We start from the raw sequence: 16,044 nt of genomic DNA on the forward strand, positions 1-16,044 counted from the left end.
TCCCCACTAGAGAACCATATAGAGGTCTAGGAGACTTCCTTACTATATCGAACGTGTGTTCAGATGGGCTGAGAACGCAGAAACTTTCCGAAGTGTGGCACCGTGAAGGCGATCAGCCCGCGTTCGGCGCTGTAGATCAGCCCCTTCTTGATGAGGCTGTCACGGGCCGGAGACAGGCTGGACGGCTTGCGGCCAAGGCCGGTGGCCACATCGGCGGTGGCCACGGGCTCATCGCCGATAGAGGCCATCGCGTGCATGTAGTCGCGCTCGGCCGGGGTGGCCCGTTCGTAACGGCTGCCGAAGAAGCCGACCGCGAGCTCCTCCTCGGCCTCCGGCGCGGAGACCTTGATGTCGTCGACGGTGATCGGGCTGCGCAGCGCGAGGTCCCAGGCGACCTTGCCGTAGGCCTGGACGAAGTAGGGGTAGCCGTCGGCGGCCTCGTAGAGCGCGTCGAGGGCATCCTGGGTGAACTCCACACCCTCGCTCTCGGCCGGTGCGATGAGCGCCAGGTCTGCCGCCTCACGATCGAGCCTGTCGATCCTGGCGTAACGGAAGAGCCGCTCGGAGTAGCTCTTACTGGCCGACAGGACGCTGGGCAGGTGCGGCAGGCCGGCGCCGACCACGATCAACGGGCCACCGGTCTGCGAGAGCTCGTGGCAGGCCGCGCAGAGGGCGGAGACATCGGGGGTCTGCACGTCCTGCATCTCGTCGATGAACAGGGCGATGCCGACGCCGAGGTCGGTGGCCACCCCGGCCGCGTCGACGAACAGCTCGGTGAGGTCGATCTCCAGGTCGCCGGAGTCGGCGCGGCCCCGGGCGGCGGGCACGTCGATCCCGGGCGACCAGTGCGAGGTGCCCTTGGCCGCGCCGGGGTCGCGCATCGCGAACGCCTTGAGCACGCCGAGGAACTCCTCGATCCGCTCGGGCGCTCGGTGCCGGGGGGCCAGCTCGCGGATCGCCAGGTGCAGGGCGGCCGCCACCGGCCGCCTGATCGACTGGTCGGGCCGCGCCTCGATCTTGCCGGTCCCCCACAGACGCTGCATGGCCATCGACTTGAAGGTGTTGAGGAGGACGGTCTTGCCGACGCCGCGCAGGCCGGTGACGACCATGCTGCGCTCCGGGCGGCCACGCGCCACCCGCTCCAGGACGATTTCGAACTGCTGCAGCTCGCGGTCGCGTCCGGCGAGCTCTGGCGGACGCTGCCCCGCACCGGGGGCGTAGGGATTGCGCACGGGGTCCACGCTCTCGGACTTTATTACGGGGTATAGCGGCCGACGTAGATTTCCATAGAAAGCGCTACGGCGTGTCGCGCGACGCCGGGCGGAAATCCGCGGGACAAGGGCGTGAGCCGTCGGCCACGTCGCAAGCATCGCCATGCCACGCCCCTCACCTGTGCAGACATCGTCCGAACCCGTGTTCGATCCAATGCCCCCGACTGTAGCGTGGCTTCGAACACAGGCGCGAGAGTTTCCGGAGAAAGCTCAGCTAAAAAATGTCGGCGCGCTTGCCAATACGCTTTAAATGGCTTGAAAGCCGCATTCAACCGATTTGACCGCCGCATGATCGATGAACACGACGGAACGGTGCGCTCTCATCCCGGTCGCCGGCATGTCCAGGCTGCCGGGCGGCACGCTGCTCTCCGGCTGCCGGAGAGGATGGCCGCCTCTCCTCGGGCCGTGGGTGACAGGCCGCCTGTGGCAGGTTCACCGCCTCCTCCTCTTATCACCTCATGTAGCCGGTCGAATACAATGAAGGCTTGTTCTCCGTCGGTCATGGGGGGTGACGACCAGTGAGTAGTTCACCGTTGGCGACGCGTATCCGGGCATCCGCCGCGGTGGTCGGCTGTCTGGCGGTGGCCGCGTGCAGCGCGACCGCCACGTCGCGCCCCGCGCAGCCGACGCAGACCGCTCCGCCGGTCCAGTCCACACCGGCGTCGCCCACCCCCTCGGCCGGACCGTCCACCGCGACCCCGACTCCCACGGGCCCGCCGAAGTTCTCCGCCAAGGTGAGCAAGGTCTCCCGTGACCGGCTCCGACACTCCTGGCGTCCCGGCTGCCCGGTCCCCGTCGGCGACCTGCGACTGATCACGATGACCTACTGGGGATTCGATCACAGACCGCACACCGGCGAGCTGGTGGTGAACAAGGTCGCGGCCGACGACATCGTCACGGTCTTCGGCCGCCTGTACGGCTGGCGGTGGCCGATATACAAGATGGAGCTCGTCGACGCCTACAAGGGCGACGACTTCGACTCGATCGAGGCCGACAACACCTCGGCCTTCAACTGCCGCCCGGCGACCGGTTCGAGCAACTGGTCGCAGCACGCGTACGGCAGAGCCGTCGACATCAACCCCCGGGAGAACCCCTACGTCACCGCCGACGGCTCGGTGGCGCACAAGAACGCCCGCAGGTTCGCCGAGCGTCCTGTGTACGCCCCCGGCGTGATCAATCCCGGCGACCGGGTGGTCAGGGCGTTCGAGAGACTCGGCTGGGAGTGGGGCGGCTCCTGGTCGGGCACCAAGGACTACCAGCACTTCAGCAAGGGCGGCGGCTGAGCGGGACCCCGCCGCCCCACCTCAACGGAACAGGCGCACGCGACCGTACCCGCACCACCCTGGTCTCGGGTACCGGCGCTTCCGGGTGCATCATTGACCCCATGGCTGCCAGGGACGGCGACGGATGGGCCTACTGCGACCGCGGGCATCGGCACTGGGGTGTGCACGGCGCGTCCGGCCTGCTCGCCGTCCACCACGACGTGGCCGGGACGCCCCACATCCTGACGCAGGAACGCGCCGTGTGGAGCCATCACGGCGGCACCTGGGGTCTGCCCGGCGGCGCTCTCGACAGCCACGAGGACGCCGTCGCCGGTGCGTTCCGTGAGGCCCGGGAGGAGGCGGCACTGACCGGTGACGGCCTCCGGGTCCAGGGGGTCTACCGCGACGACCACGGCGGCTGGTCGTTCACGACCGTGATCGCCGAGGCCGACGGCCTGCTGAACGCGTTCCCGGCCAACAGCGAGAGCGCCGACCTGCGCTGGCTGACCCCCGAACAGATGGCGGCCCGGAACCTGCACCCCGGCTTCGCCGAGACCTGGCCCGTGATCAGCCGGGCGCTCGGCCCCCTGACGGTCATCCTTGACGTCGCCAACATCGTGGGGGCCCGCTCCGAGCACGGATGGTGGAGGGACCGCGCCGGAGCCGCCGCCAAGCTGGCCGCCGAGGTGAGTGCCCTCGCCGGCGGCGGTCTGCGCACCTTACCTGACGGCCTCCCGTCGCTGGAGCGGTGGTTCCCGCGTTTCACCATGGTCGTGGAAGGCGCCGCCCGCGGCGTCTCACCGCTCCCGGGCACTTCCGTGATCGCCGCTCCGGGGAGCGGCGACGACGCCATCGTGCAGGCCGTACAGGACATTCCGTCCTGGGAGCGCGTCCTGGTCGTCACAGCCGACCGGGGCCTGCGCGAGCGGGTCACAGCTCTGGGAGCCCAGGTCACCGGTCCCAGGTGGTTGCTCTCCCAGCTGTGACCCACCGCCCGCCTGCCCGGCCCCGCCGCCGTCGGCCTCCCCGCCGTCCCGAGGATGGAACCCCCGCGCCACGGGCGCCCGGTGAATGTTCCACGTGGAACATTCATGGAATCCACCACGATACGGTCCCGTACCCGCCCCCTCCGGCCGGCGGCGATCACCGGAACGGGGTTGCTCGTACCGTTCTGAACAGCGATGATGCGGCACGTGCGCTAGGAGGCGTATGGGCGTGAGGCCAGGCCCGGGACGGCGGCCGGTCCGGCGGCGGCGCCGGGGACCAGGTCGCGGGTGGCACGGTAGAACAGCCAGTAGCTCACCGCCGCGACGACGAGGAAGAGCAGACGGACAGGGCCGGGGATGTCGAGCGTGAGCAGGCCGTCGTTGAGCGAGTGCAGTACGGCCGCCGCCACGAAGGCTCCGGCGACGGAGAACGTGATCACGATTCTCCCTCTGGCCTGCCAGGCCCCGAAGGCGACCGCGCAGATGAGGCCGGTCCAGGCGAGGTGGCTGAACGGGGTGGCGAGCCCACGCATGAACAGCACCATGCCCGCGTTGACGGCACCGGCGTGATCGACGTTCTTCCAGGCGTAGGACATCGATTCCATGATCGCGAATCCGGTCGCGCAGGACAGGCCCAACGCCACACCGGCGGCTTTGGTGAGATGGCGGCCGGTCAGCGCGACCAGGAGGAGGGGGAGCGCCTTGGCCGATTCCTCGATCCACCCGACCTGCAGGATCGAGGGGCCGTGCTTGTCGGGGATGAACAGGGCGTCGAAGTATCCACCGAGCAGAAGGGCGACACCCCCGCCGAACAGGAACATCCCCACCAGGGTGACACCCGGGACGCTGGCGCCGATCCCGGTCCGGTCGTGGATGGCGACCAGGAGCCCGACCGGTCCGGCCGCCGCTCCGTAGAAGAAGGCCGCCGGCATTACCGCGCGGTTGCCGACCGCCTCGGTCATCGCGATGAGTGCGGCCGACAGCGCCGCCATGGCGATCCACACTTTGAACCACCGATGCCGGTAGAACCTAAAATGTTCACGCATACGAAATAAATCCCCATTTGGGGTGATATGAATTCGGACTAATCGCCTATCTTTCTCTAAAGCCCGCTTCCGTCAGGATGATGGCGTCGACCACCACGGACGCCACCGGCACCAGCCGTCCGACCGTCCGACCGTCCGACCGGAATCATGATCTTCTTGTGCGACCCGAGCCGGGAGGCCGGGGCACGCCACCCGCCCGGATCGCCAGGGGAGAGCACCGCCACTATGACGATGTCGTCCATACCGGTCCCGGCGGAGACGGTGACAGCCGTACCGATCGATTCACCCCGGGCGCGCCACGGTGCCCGCCGTAAGGCCTGGTGAACGTTCGCGCCCCGGCACCTGTGCCGCCCCGGTGGCCCCTGTGAACGTTCCGGGCGGGGCGCTCGGCATGGCCAGCCGTGATCAGTGAGCGTTACCATCACGTCTGTCCGCTCTCGACAGCCCCCTGGAGGCCTCGCGTGGGCTATCCGCCGCAGTACGGCCGACCGCCGCGAGGCGAGACGGGCCGGGGGCTGGCGGTAATCGTGATCATGATTATCGGCGTGCTCATCGGAGCGGCGGTCGCCGTGGCGGCGGCGCTCACCCCGGTCGTCACATCCGGAAGCCCATCCGCGACCCGGGGCCCCGAGCGCTCGGAGGCCACGCTGCGGCAGACCGCCCAGGCGGGGCTCGACTCCTATTCCGGCGGCTCCTACGGCGACTTCTGGGATCTGTGGAGCACGCAGGCACAGACGGCGGTCGCGCGTGAGGAGTACGTCAGGCTGTTCCAGCTGTGTCCCCAGCCGGTGCCGGACGTCCGGTTCACCATCACCGCCGTCACGGTCGGCGGCGACACCGCGAAGGTCCAGGCGGGCCGGCTCAACGACACGACCGACTTCGACTTCCTCTTCGAGGGCGACGCGTGGCGGTACGTACCGCCGGCCGAGGAGCTGCAGGAATACCGGGCCAAGAGTGTCGACCAGCTGGCACAACAGCGCCAGACCGCGGGGACCTGTGGCGCCGCCTCCCCACCGTCCCCGTCCACTCCCGCCACACCGCCGGGGTGATCCATCCGCATGCCGTGAACCTCGGACACGGAAAGTGAAAAACATTCGACGATTCTCATACGATCTCTCGTTATCTTCCGCCGACATACTGATTGATCACCAAAGTCCCGGAAGGGTACTGCCGGCACCGTAATTCACAGCTACTGTCAGACGTATGGCCCATCCCCCGCCGGCCTGGCGAGACGGCGCAGGTTCGGACGCACCGAAGTCGACCGACCACGATGCCTCCACGCGAGAGAGGACCGATGTCCCCCTGTGGCTCGCGCATCTCCAGCCCCGAGGAGAAAAGGAGATGAACGACACGTCACCCCCCGACATCTCTGTAACCGTAGAGCTGGATAAGGCAGACTTCGAGGCGCTTTCTCGTAAGGCGCGATCAACGGGGAGTAAGATCGCGGATGTGATCCACGCCGCCGTCCAGCGAGAGATCGGCACCAAGCCGCACGTCATCACGTTGATCCACCGCTGGAACCTGCACCGCGAAGACCTCGACGTGGCGGCCGACGCTCTCGGGGTCGACCAGCTGTCCGAGGTGGAATGGGGCCAGATCGGCACCCGCCGGACCCGGAGGTCCTGACAGATGCTTCCCGGCCGAGTGCTCGACGTCAGCGCGCTGATCGACATCGCGGTGGCGAAGACCGATTACTCACGGAGCATCGCCGCCATGTGCCTCTACCGCGGCGGTGGAATATGCGTCCCGGCGACCTGCCTGGCAGCCGTCCTGTCCATCTCCCCGATATCCACACAGGTAGAGCTGTTCGAGCTCGTCACGACACCTGGCGTGACGATCGACGACTTCACCCACGGCAAGGTGGGAGACATCGCGGAGATTCTCGACGGGTCGCGCGACGTCACCGCGGGGCACGTCGTCTGGTGCGCGAGAAACACCAAATGGCCCATCTTGACGGATCGCGGTGGAGAGCTCTCCCAATACGACCAGCACATCGTGATCGACCCATTGCCCTGAGCCATTGTTTTCCACTGAAGGCGCAATAACAGAATGGTGACCGACAATATGCGTATTCGATGCGCCCGCCGGAGCTGAGCCGTTCAGACTGTGGACATGGCAGATCAGGCGAAACGCATCCGACTCGACATTCCCAGCGGGCCGGAGTACGACCAGGTGCGCGATATGCACGGGCATACGGTCACGGTGTTCGAGTCCACCGAGGTCAACGGCCGCCGCTCGCTGAAGATCGGCAGCCGGACGCTGGTGCTGCAGCGGGTGGGGGTCGACGAGAGCGGCAACGAGACGACGGAGATCTTCCGCGCCCAGTCGATCTCGGAACCGTCGTACTGAGAGGCCGCGACCGGCCGATGAAGGAGGTCGTGTCCCTCCCGGCTGGTCCAGTCGGTTTCCTCCGTGGCCAGGCTGCGTACCGCAGAATCCGAACGGATCGTCCGGCGTCAGAGGAAGGCAGCACAAGATCACAGGAGCGCCCGGCGGGACGGCGGCCGGGCCTGGTGACCCCGTCCTCCGTGGTCACACCCGGGGCGAGTGGAACCACGGAGGGCGGGATCGCTCGCGTGGCTTCTCCGCGGACACCCGAGGGGCATCCGCGGAGAGGTGCGCCAGGCCACCTCGGACATCAGGTGGTGTCCCCGGCTTTCCAGAGCCTGCTGCGCAGGTCGGCGCCCCGGATGACCTGGACACGCCAGGGCTCCAGGCGGAGCATGTGCAGCTCGGGATCGGCGGGACCCCCGTGCCAGAAGCTGCCCAGGTCGTATCCGGCCCCTGCCGGGCTGGTCGTGCGGTAGAGATCCCACACATGCTGCTTGATCTCCAGGTCGTCGATCCATTCGGCGACGGTGTCGATGCTGACGGCGTTCTGCCGTGGCGTCCAGTAGGAGAAGGTGGTGTGGGGATTACCAGCCAGGTGCGCCGCCTTGACAGGCGTCTTGTAGGTGGCCAGCCAGCCGACGGGGCGGCCTCCGGCGATCTCCCAGACCGGGATCAGCACCCGTGCCCGGGGGCGGCCTTTCCTGTCGACGGTGGTCATGGTGGCGTAGACGATGTCGCCGATGTAGGCGTTGAACTCGTCCTGGATCGCGGCGAACGACATCACTTCGGTGGCCATCGGTTCTCTCCGGTCGCAGTCAGGCCGAGGTATCGACGGGGACGGGTTCAGCGATCCCGGACGCCTTACGGGCGCGCAGGCCGAACGCGGTGATGACCGCGCCGAGGACTCCGGCGGCGACCGGGACGACGAGAGCGGTCCTGAGCGCGTCCAGCCCCGCTTCCGGTGAGACGCCGTCGCCGAGCGCCGCGACGTTGACGGCGGTCACCGCCGACAGGCCGAGGGCGGTGCCGAACTGCATCGCGGTGTACAACAGGCCGCCGGCCAGGCCGTGCTCGTGTTCGTCGACGCCATCGGTGGCGGCCATGGTCAGCGGGCCGTAGGCCAGGGAGAAGGCCAGCCCCAGCAGGAGCATGGTCGGCAGCATGGCGGTATAGGCCCAGTCCATCCCGACGGGCAGGAACAGAAGGTAGGACAGGGCCGCCAGGAGCATTCCGCCGAACAGCACCGGGACATTTCCGAACCGGTTCACCAGCCGCGGTGTCAGCGTCGGGGCGAGGACCGTGTCGATGCCGATCACCAGCATGGCCAGACCCGTCTGCAACGTGCTCCAGCCGCGTAGCTCCTGTAGGTACAAGGTGACCAGGAACTGAAAGCCGGCGAAGGAGGCGAGGAACAACAGCGCTCCCAGGTTGGCGCGCACAAGGGGTCCTGAGCGCAGGATGCCCAGCCGCACCAGTGGGTTGGCCGACCGCCGCTCGATCACGATGAAGGCGGCCAGCAGTGCCAGGCCCGCAGCGAACACACCGACCGTGCCGGCCCAGTCGTTGCCGGGGTGCTCCAGGCGGACCACTCCGTATACCAGCAGCAGCATCGCACCGGTGATGCTGAAGGCGCCGGCCAGGTCGAAGCCGCCCGCCGGGCGCTCCTGAGCGTCCGGATCCTTGAGGAGGGGGATGGCGGCCAGCAGGATCATCGCCGACAGGATGACCGGGGCGAAGAACACCCACCTCCAGCCGAACGAGGCCAGCAGGCCACCGGCGACCAGGCCGAGCGAGAAGCCGCCCGCCGCCGTTCCGGCGTAGACCCCCAGGACCTTGGTGCGCTGCGGGCCTTCGGGAAAGTTGCCGGTGACGAGCGCCAACCCGGCGGGGGCCATGAACGCGGCTGCGACTCCGGTGACGAACCGGGCGGCCAGCAGCATCCAGCCCTCGGTGGCGAACCCGCCCAGGCCGGAGAAGACCAGGAAGACGGTCAGCCAGAACAGGAACATCCGGCGGCGGCCCAGCAGGTCGGCGGTACGGCCGCCCAGCAACATGAACCCGCCGTAGCCGAGCACGTAGGCGCTGACCACACCACTGAGCATCCCGGTGGACAGGCCCAGGTCGGCCCGGATCGACGGCAATGCCACGTTCAGCATCGCCACGTCGATCCCCTCCAGGAAGATCGCTCCGCACAGTACGAACAACACCCCCCAAGCGCGTCCGTCCATGCGGCCGCTCGATGTGGACATGGGTCAACTCCCCTCTGGATAGGCGGGGCCGGCCATGGTTCCCCAAATGATGGCCGGTTCCCTCTTGTAACCAGCAGCATCTTCGGACACCATCAGTGACCATGGAAGACGGCACTTCAAAGTCCCCCGGTTACTGCGGGGATACCGGCGGCGACTACGACGTTCTCCAGTGGGACACACGGGAGGACTGCGAGGTCCGGCAGATCCTCGACCGGGTCGCCGACAAGTGGTCGCTGCTGGTCATCGCCCTGCTCGATCAGCGCAGCCTGCGCTTCACCGAGCTGCGCCGGACGATCGACGGGATCAGCCAGCGGATGCTCGCCCGGACCCTGCGCCATCTGGAGCGCGACGGCCTGGTGAGCCGCACCGTGCATCCGACCGTGCCACCGCGCGTGGACTACGAGCTCACGGCCCTGGGTGCGACCCTGCACCACACCATCCGTGCGCTGGTCACCTGGACCGAGGAGCACCAGAACGAGATCGCCGCCGCCCGTTCGGCGTACGACGTCCGCGTGGCGGTCGAGCAGGAGACCGTGGAGCGGGAGGCCGCTGAGCGGGAGGCCATCGCCCGGGACGCCCTCACGGGCAGGCGCTGACCGCATCACGCGAACATCGGTGGTGTCGCCCGGGCCAGGTTTACTCGACGGCAATGGCAGGAGCCACGCGCGCGGAGCCGATGCCGCGGTCGGGACCGCTGTTCACCGTATGGTCCAGGGCCGGGCCCCGGCGTTCCCGGGTTCTGATGCGGTATGGCGACGTTGAGCGTTTGGCCAGGTGGAAGACGAAAGAGCGCGACTTCTGCTGATCTTTCAGGTCTCAAATCCGAAGATCACCGCAGGAGTCGCGCTCGTGTCCCCATCTTCCCTGACCAGCTCTCCTCCCGCCGCTACTCTTGACCAGCTCACCGACCTGGCATTGTGGGAATCCGAACTGACGGCTGATCCGGTCGTGGTGGAATCAGCGTTGATGCGCCGGTTGGCGGCCGTACCTGAGCGGCGCTCAGCCTGCGGGCTGCGGCATCCGCTGGTGGTCATCTTGACGTTGACGGCGTGCGCAACGCTCGTGGTCGGCGGCGACAGCGTCGCGGCGATCCGGCAGTGGGCCGCCAGGACCTCGCAAGCAGTGCTGGAGCGGCTGGGCGCCTACCACGATCCGTTCACCGGCCTGTTCATCGTGCCCAGCGAGCGGACCTTCCGTCGGGTCCTCGCCGACCTGGACGCCGACGCGCTGGACACGGCGATCAGCGGTTATGTGGCCGAGGTGGTCCGTCAAGTGGCGCCGGTGCCGCCGATTCCCGACACCCCGGGCCGGTCGAGCGCGAGCAGCGGCGCGCAGCCCAGCGACAGGACACCCATCCCGCCCCGGCCGGGCTACTGCCCGGCGCCGCCCTCGATGGCAAGGCCTGTCGCGGCGCCCGGACCGAGCAGGGCGGGCGGGTCTTCCTGATCGGGGCGATCAGCCACGAGCACGGCGTAATCCTGGGCCAATGCCAGGTCGCCGACAAACGTGGGGAGGGACCCGCCGCCCGTGCCCTGCTGGCCCGGCTGGACGCGGCCGGGATGGTGCTGACCCTGGACGCGCTGCACACCACCAAGGCCACCGCCCGCCTGATCACCCAGCATCTGGACGCCCACTACATCCTCATTTTGAAGGGCAATCAGCCGCTGGCCCGCGCCGCCGCCCAAGCCCTGTTGACCGGCCCGGACACCGACTGGACCGCGACCACCGCCACTGACGACGACCACGGGCACAACCGCACCGAACGCCGCACCATCCGCACCGCCGAAGCAGACGACGCCCTGTTCCCCGGTGCCCGCCAAGCCTTCCGGCTCCGCCGCGACGTCGGCGATCTGGACGGCGTCTGGACCAGCAAGGAGATCGTGTACGGCATCACCAGCCTGCCCGCCGAAGCGGCCGGGCCCGCTCATCTCAACCACTATGAACGGGCGCACTGGGGTGTGGAAAACCGTCTCCATTGGGTCCGTGACGTGACCTTCCGGGAGGATCACTCGCAGGTCAGGTCGGGAACCGCGCCCAGAGCGCTCGCCAGCTTCAGAAACCTGGCGATCAGCACCGCCCGGCTGGCCGGCCGCGCCAACATCGCCCATGCCCGCCGTGACCTCCTCGACCACGGTGACGCCTTCGCCGTCTACACCATCTGATCAATCCGACGAACGGGATATAGCGAATTAACGCCGGGGCCCTGTGGTCCAGGGTGGCAACAGGGCTCCAAAGCCGAAGTGCCTCAGCTTGAGGGAAAGTTCCCAGGTCCAGCACCATCAGCCGAACGAGGCACCCGGAGTCCCCCTACGGTGCAGACAATTCTGGCTATCCCTCATACTCAAGGTCAGCGCGCCGGGATGATCTTCGAGAAGGGGCACCGTGAGACAGCCAGGTTGTGCGGAACCGATCGTCATACGACGCTTCATCAAAGATGACTCGGTGGAAGAGCTGACCATGCTTCTGCACCGCGCTTATGCGGATCATGCAGCCGCAGGGCTCGTCTTCTTCGCCTCCTACCAAACCCCTGAGGACACGCTGCGACGCCTGGGCAAAGGAGAATGCTGGGTTGCTCTGGAGCAGGGAACGATCGTTGGCAGTGTCACGGTGACGGGGACATACGACACCCCGCCTGGATATCCAGCGCCGGTCGATGCGGGATCGTTCTGGCAACTCGCGGTGGATCCGGCCCAGCGAGGAACCGGCCTGGGACATCGCCTCCTGACCTTGGCTGAAACTCGCATCACCGCCCTGGGCGCGTCGAAGGTAGTGATCGACACCTCCTCACAGGCCGCCGATCTCATCGCCTGGTACGGCCGTCACGGCTACGCATCGATCGGGACATGGAAGTGGGGAGTCACCAACTACGACAGCATCGTCTTGGCCAAGGACCTCTCCGCCTGAACGAGCCTTCGTGGCCGCTCCGCGTCTCAGGTCCAACAGCAAGATCCGTCAGGTCCCCGGTTCGATGGCAGTGCCCCAAGCCGCCTGACAGCGACAGCGACCCGGGGAAACGCGGCCAACATCATTCCGCGTATATTCCGCGAACAGCGGCTCAGGGCCGCTCACGGTGGCCTGTGGCTGCGCACTCTGGAAACGGTCAACGGCGCCTGGTCCAAGGGAGAACCCTGGTCAGACGCCGTTCTACGTGCTCAGCGGAGAGCGTGGGATTCGAACCCACGAGGAGCCGCAAAGCCCCTAGCGGTTTTCAAGAAAACTACGGTTACTCCACCCATGCCGACCGTGACCTGCGGATCAGCCTCAGGCAGGGGTCTGGCCAAGGAAGATCATCCCGCACATATCCCGCGCTCGGCTTCTATGGTCAACGGCTGGCAAGGGCGGACCGCAACTCCTTGTGCAGGCACGGCCCCGGCATGTTGAGGATTTGATCGGGTTTGATTCTTTGCGTGTGACCGGTGCCGACCTTCGCGGCCGGTAATCTCTGCCCCAATCCGGGCATGAGAGGGGGCACGACTCCCCAAGATCGGGGTTCTCACACCAACCGATCTCCAGGGGGAATCGTGCCCGCTGCCGCCCTATCATCGCCGACCAGCCCCGCCCGAGGTGCCGGCTTGGGTCATGACGTGCCATCCGGTCGTGGTGGTGAGGGCGGGCTGAGGGCGCGATTCCGGGTTATCTGTGACAAACGGGCCGTCTACAACACGCTGCATTCCCTGGAGTCGATTTTGGCGGTGGCCGCGTTCGGTACGGCGACGGTGGGAGGGGACACAGTGACCGCGATCAGCCACTGGGCCGATGATGCCCCGCAGGAGATCTTGGCCGGGCTGGGGTGCAGGCGCGATCCGTTCACCGGTCGGCACTATCCGCCCAGCGAACGCACCCTGCGCCGGGTCCTGGCCCAGACCGACGGGGACGAGCTGGACCGGCAGACCTGCTCCTACCTGGCCGGCGGCCACGACGTCCGCGATCTGTCGGCACCGGGCCACGGGGAACGGGCCGGAGAGCGGGACGGGGGCGATGGCCGGGAAATTCCCGCCGAGCTCCGCGTCGGTCAGGGCTGTGAGCGTGAGGGGCGCCGGGCCGCTCAGCGGACGCGGGAGCGTCCTCGGCCTGCGGGGATGCTGGAGGCAGGCGCGGCTGACGGCAAGACCGTGCGCGGCGCGGGCCATGGGCAGGCGAGCGCACCACAACTGCTGTCGTTGCTGCATCACCGCCGTGGCGTGGTGCTGGGTCAGCGGCAGATCGCCGACAAAACCAACGAGGTGCCCGAGCTCGCGCCCCTGCTGGCCGACGCCTTGTGCGGCAGCGACGTGGCCGTTATCACCGCGGATGCGTTGCACACCGCCCGCGAAAGCGCCCGGCAGATCAGCGAGGACTTCGGCTGCTACTACGTGCTTGTCCTCAAGGAGAACCAGCCCAGTCTCCTGGCCGCGGCCCAGGCCCGGCTCGCCCCTGGAACGGATGCAGACCACGAGCGGGCCGGCACCGGGCACACCGAGGCCGACCGAGGCCACGGCCGCATCGAAAGCCGCACCATCCGCACCGCGCTCGCCATCGGTCTGGACTTCCCGCACGCCGCACAGCTCTTCCGGATCGTGCGACACGTCGCCGACCTGGACGGCCACGGCACCAGCAAAGAGGTGGCCTACGGGATCACCAACGCGCCCCCGGACGTGGCCGGTCCCGCGCATCTGAGCACCTACGTTCGCCAGCACTGGAGCGTGGAAAATTCCGAGCACTACGTCCGAGATCGCACCTTCCACGAGGACGACTGCCAGGCCAGAACCGGACAGCTGCCTCACGTCCTGGCCACCCTACGCAACCTGGTCATCAGTACGTTTCGTCAACGCGGTCATGTCAACATCGCGCACGCCCGCAGGCATTACACCCACGTCCCACAACGACTCCTCACGCTGTTCACCCTGTGAACGCGGTATCAATCGGACCAGCCACACTCAAATCCTCAACATGCCGGGGCCGTGCTTGTGCAGGCGCTCGGTGACGTCCATGTCCAGTCCTCTCCGGGCCCCCTGCAGTTCTCGTGCGTGCCGTTCGATGACGTCCATTTAGCTGGGCGTTGCGGATAGACGATGAATCCCCGGCACGTCGAGCAGTCGCGCCGATCCCGCACTACTGCAGAAAATTCAGCAGTTGGCGTGTGGTCTCCTCGGGTGCCTCTTCTGGAATGAAGTGACCGACTGGTACCGGGACGCCGCGAACGTCATCGGCCCACTCCTGCCATATCGCGAGCGGATCATCGTAAAGTTTCGCGACCGAACCGCGCTGGCTCCAGAGGAAGAGCACGGGGCAGGAGATCTTCCGGTTCCCGCGATCCGCCTCGTCCTGCTGGTAGTCCAAGGTTGGGGATGCGCGGAACTCCTCGCAGATGGCGTGCACCGTATCGGGGTGGCTAAATTTCTCGATGTACTCGCCGCGTACCTCGGTTGGGAAAGCGTCCTTCACCTCGGACCACGTGTTGAGCATGAAGCCGACCAGGTTGGCCGGTGCCGCGTTGATGAACTGTTCCGGTGTCGGTTCTGGCGCGGCGAGGAAGGACCATTGCCAGTAGAGGAGGCTGAAGTTTTTGTCGGCACGATTGTACGCGTCGCCGACGGGAACGACGTCCATGACGGCGAGCCGGAGGACAGCATCCGGGTGATCCAGTGCGAGACGGTAGGCGCAGCGCGCCCCGCGATCGTGTCCCACGATGCTGAACTGGTCGTAGCCCAGATGTCGCATGACCCCGAGCTGGTCACGACCGATCGCGCGCATGCTGTAGGGCTCGTGATCGGCGGTACTGGGCGGCTTGCCGCTGTCGCCGTACCCACGCAAATCGGTGGCGACGACGGTGTAGCGCTCGGCGAGGTGGGGTGCTACCCGATGCCACATCAGATGCGTTTCCGGAATACCGTGCAGGAGCAGCAGGGGCGGTCCGTTGCCGCCTCGGCGTCCGTGGATCGACGCACCCGCGGTAGAGATGTCGAACTCTTCGAATCGATCGAACATAGCCACGAACCCCCTCGAGACTCGAGGACCGTCCTGTCCTGTCGCAACTGGCGGTCAGAGTTAACGATGAATCTCTCTTGCCGTTGACCAGCCAAGTAGCCGGCGGCGTCGGCCTGTCGGCGGCATGATCACGCCTTGGTCCTCGCCCCTCCGGTCGACGCCGGCGTTCCCGGTCCTCAGCTCCGGTCCGCAACAGACCCTGGACCGACGTGGGCCTGGTCTTCACTGGTGGCCACAACCCCAAGTTACCCCGGCACGGGCAGTGTCACCACGGTGGTTCGGTGACCAAGTTGGCGACAAGGCAGACTGGTTCGCTCGTCACCGTGTGGACGCTCGTGGCACGCAGCGCGGAATGGAGCGGCCGATCGCGCCGGTCAACACGGCGATGCCGCTGATCAGCACCCCGCTGGCAGTGATGACCTGATCCCGTGCGGCCTCCAGGGCGACGGTGAAGCTGATCCGATCCGGATCAAGCCGCGGTCGGCTCAAGATGGCGTCGCCGGCGATCCGCACCAGTGCCTGGTAGACGGTCAACAGCGCGTAGACCTCCTGGTCAATGTCAGGCAGGCGACGCGAGCGCAGGACACGGCCGTGCAGCATCGTGACCTTGATCGAAAAATAGGTCGTCTCCGCCTGCCACCTCTCGTGGTAGTGCGCGACCAGTTCACGGGCGGGATAGCGGATATGGTCGGTCAGGCTGGTGGCCAGGCGCCACTGCTCACGCCGCACGGTGCCATCGGCGTAGGTCACGGTGATCCACGCAAGCTGCAGGCCTATCTGCGCTGGCGCAACGTCAACGCCCGCCATCCCGACGTGTTGGCCGCCCAGCGCGCCGAACGCGCGCGCGTCCGCAGCGAGAAACGACGTCGCTGGGGCCGCCCCGCCAGCCGGATTGCCTGATCAACCAACCCGGTAAACGTTCGTGGTCACCG

At 67.3% G+C, this 16,044-nt stretch carries 18 protein-coding genes and 1 pseudogene; 12 read left to right on the top strand and 7 right to left on the bottom strand.

Features of this window, described 5'->3' with window-relative positions; translation table 11 throughout:
* Nucleotides 1-59: 59 nt before the first annotated feature.
* Both FHR32_RS12935 and FHR32_RS44330 read right to left on the bottom strand, forming a co-directional pair.
* Nucleotides 60-1,241, bottom strand: a complete 1,182-nt coding sequence (locus FHR32_RS12935) for a DUF8462 domain-containing protein (protein ID WP_184754528.1) — start codon at nt 1,239-1,241, stop codon at nt 60-62.
* 529 nt (nt 1,242-1,770) lie between these two features.
* The gene (locus FHR32_RS44330; RefSeq protein ID WP_246466133.1) at nt 1,771-2,004 is read right to left on the bottom strand and encodes a hypothetical protein; all 234 of its coding nucleotides are present in this window, start codon (nt 2,002-2,004) and stop codon (nt 1,771-1,773) included.
* Between the two features lies 1 nt (nt 2,005).
* On the opposite strand from FHR32_RS44330, the gene FHR32_RS46660 reads away from it, so the two are divergent.
* Nucleotides 2,006-2,554 carry a M15 family metallopeptidase gene (locus tag FHR32_RS46660; protein ID WP_312882300.1) on the top strand — a complete coding sequence of 183 codons (549 nt, stop codon included), beginning with the start codon at nt 2,006-2,008 and terminating at the stop codon, nt 2,552-2,554.
* A 101-nt stretch (nt 2,555-2,655) separates the two neighbouring features.
* On the top strand, nt 2,656-3,519 hold the full coding sequence (locus tag FHR32_RS12945) for an NUDIX hydrolase (RefSeq protein WP_184754529.1): 864 nt from the start codon (nt 2,656-2,658) through the stop codon (nt 3,517-3,519).
* A 212-nt stretch (nt 3,520-3,731) separates the two neighbouring features.
* Here FHR32_RS12945 and FHR32_RS12950 read toward each other — a convergent pair whose 3' ends face one another.
* Nucleotides 3,732-4,565 carry a PrsW family glutamic-type intramembrane protease gene (locus FHR32_RS12950; protein ID WP_184754530.1) on the bottom strand — a complete coding sequence of 278 codons (834 nt, stop codon included), beginning with the start codon at nt 4,563-4,565 and terminating at the stop codon, nt 3,732-3,734.
* Between the two features lie 527 nt (nt 4,566-5,092).
* On the opposite strand from FHR32_RS12950, the gene FHR32_RS12955 reads away from it, so the two are divergent.
* The 4 genes from FHR32_RS12955 (at nt 5,093) to FHR32_RS12970 (ending at nt 6,914) form a co-directional block, all read left to right on the top strand.
* Nucleotides 5,093-5,614, top strand: a complete 522-nt coding sequence (locus FHR32_RS12955; protein ID WP_184754531.1) for a hypothetical protein — start codon at nt 5,093-5,095, stop codon at nt 5,612-5,614.
* A gap of 400 nt (nt 5,615-6,014) precedes the next feature.
* Entirely contained in the window at nt 6,015-6,191 is a 177-nt protein-coding gene (locus FHR32_RS12960; protein ID WP_184754532.1) for a hypothetical protein, read from the top strand.
* A 3-nt stretch (nt 6,192-6,194) separates the two neighbouring features.
* Nucleotides 6,195-6,581 carry a hypothetical protein gene (locus tag FHR32_RS12965; protein ID WP_184754533.1) on the top strand — a complete coding sequence of 129 codons (387 nt, stop codon included), beginning with the start codon at nt 6,195-6,197 and terminating at the stop codon, nt 6,579-6,581.
* Between the two features lie 96 nt (nt 6,582-6,677).
* Entirely contained in the window at nt 6,678-6,914 is a 237-nt protein-coding gene (locus tag FHR32_RS12970; protein WP_184754534.1) for a hypothetical protein, read from the top strand.
* 289 nt (nt 6,915-7,203) lie between these two features.
* On the opposite strand, the gene FHR32_RS12975 is transcribed toward FHR32_RS12970, so the two are convergent.
* Together FHR32_RS12975 and FHR32_RS12980 are read right to left on the bottom strand one after the other, a co-directional pair.
* Nucleotides 7,204-7,692, bottom strand: coding sequence for a pyridoxamine 5'-phosphate oxidase family protein (locus FHR32_RS12975; protein ID WP_184754535.1), 489 nt, complete (start codon nt 7,690-7,692; stop codon nt 7,204-7,206).
* Between the two features lie 19 nt (nt 7,693-7,711).
* Nucleotides 7,712-9,145, bottom strand: a complete 1,434-nt coding sequence (locus tag FHR32_RS12980) for an MFS transporter (protein WP_184754536.1) — start codon at nt 9,143-9,145, stop codon at nt 7,712-7,714.
* Between the two features lie 101 nt (nt 9,146-9,246).
* Between FHR32_RS12980 and FHR32_RS12985 the strand changes: the two genes are divergently transcribed.
* The 5 genes from FHR32_RS12985 to FHR32_RS13005 all read left to right on the top strand — a co-directional run bounded on the left by FHR32_RS12985 (nt 9,247) and on the right by FHR32_RS13005 (nt 14,034).
* The gene (locus FHR32_RS12985; protein ID WP_184754537.1) at nt 9,247-9,741 is read left to right on the top strand and encodes a winged helix-turn-helix transcriptional regulator; all 495 of its coding nucleotides are present in this window, start codon (nt 9,247-9,249) and stop codon (nt 9,739-9,741) included.
* A gap of 253 nt (nt 9,742-9,994) precedes the next feature.
* Nucleotides 9,995-10,591 carry a transposase family protein gene (locus FHR32_RS12990; protein ID WP_184754538.1) on the top strand — a complete coding sequence of 199 codons (597 nt, stop codon included), beginning with the start codon at nt 9,995-9,997 and terminating at the stop codon, nt 10,589-10,591.
* Nucleotides 10,588-11,307 carry an ISAs1 family transposase gene (locus FHR32_RS12995; protein WP_246466871.1) on the top strand — a complete coding sequence of 240 codons (720 nt, stop codon included), beginning with the start codon at nt 10,588-10,590 and terminating at the stop codon, nt 11,305-11,307. Before FHR32_RS12990 ends, FHR32_RS12995 begins: the two co-directional genes overlap by 4 nt.
* A 280-nt stretch (nt 11,308-11,587) precedes the next feature.
* Nucleotides 11,588-12,049 carry a GNAT family N-acetyltransferase gene (locus tag FHR32_RS13000; RefSeq protein WP_184754539.1) on the top strand — a complete coding sequence of 154 codons (462 nt, stop codon included), beginning with the start codon at nt 11,588-11,590 and terminating at the stop codon, nt 12,047-12,049.
* Nucleotides 12,050-12,729: 680 nt separating this feature from the next.
* Complete coding sequence (locus FHR32_RS13005; RefSeq protein WP_184752030.1) at nt 12,730-14,034, top strand: ISAs1 family transposase; 1,305 nt, start codon at nt 12,730-12,732, stop codon at nt 14,032-14,034.
* Nucleotides 14,035-14,236: 202 nt separating this feature from the next.
* Here FHR32_RS13005 and FHR32_RS13010 read toward each other — a convergent pair whose 3' ends face one another.
* A complete protein-coding gene (locus FHR32_RS13010; RefSeq protein ID WP_184754540.1) occupies nt 14,237-15,112 on the bottom strand; it encodes an alpha/beta fold hydrolase in 876 nt (291 codons plus the stop codon).
* 318 nt (nt 15,113-15,430) lie between these two features.
* Entirely contained in the window at nt 15,431-15,919 is a 489-nt protein-coding gene (locus tag FHR32_RS13015) for a transposase (RefSeq protein ID WP_184754541.1), read from the bottom strand.
* Here FHR32_RS13015 and FHR32_RS46665 point away from each other — a divergent pair.
* Nucleotides 15,872-16,012 (top strand): annotated as a pseudogene (locus FHR32_RS46665) (IS630 family transposase); the annotation flags it as partial. The gene FHR32_RS13015 and the pseudogene FHR32_RS46665 sit on opposite strands and share 48 nt — an antisense overlap.
* Between the last annotated feature and the right edge of the window lie 32 nt (nt 16,013-16,044).

The organism is Streptosporangium album (assembly GCF_014203795.1).
Taxonomy (GTDB): Bacteria; Actinomycetota; Actinomycetes; order Streptosporangiales; family Streptosporangiaceae; genus Streptosporangium; species Streptosporangium album.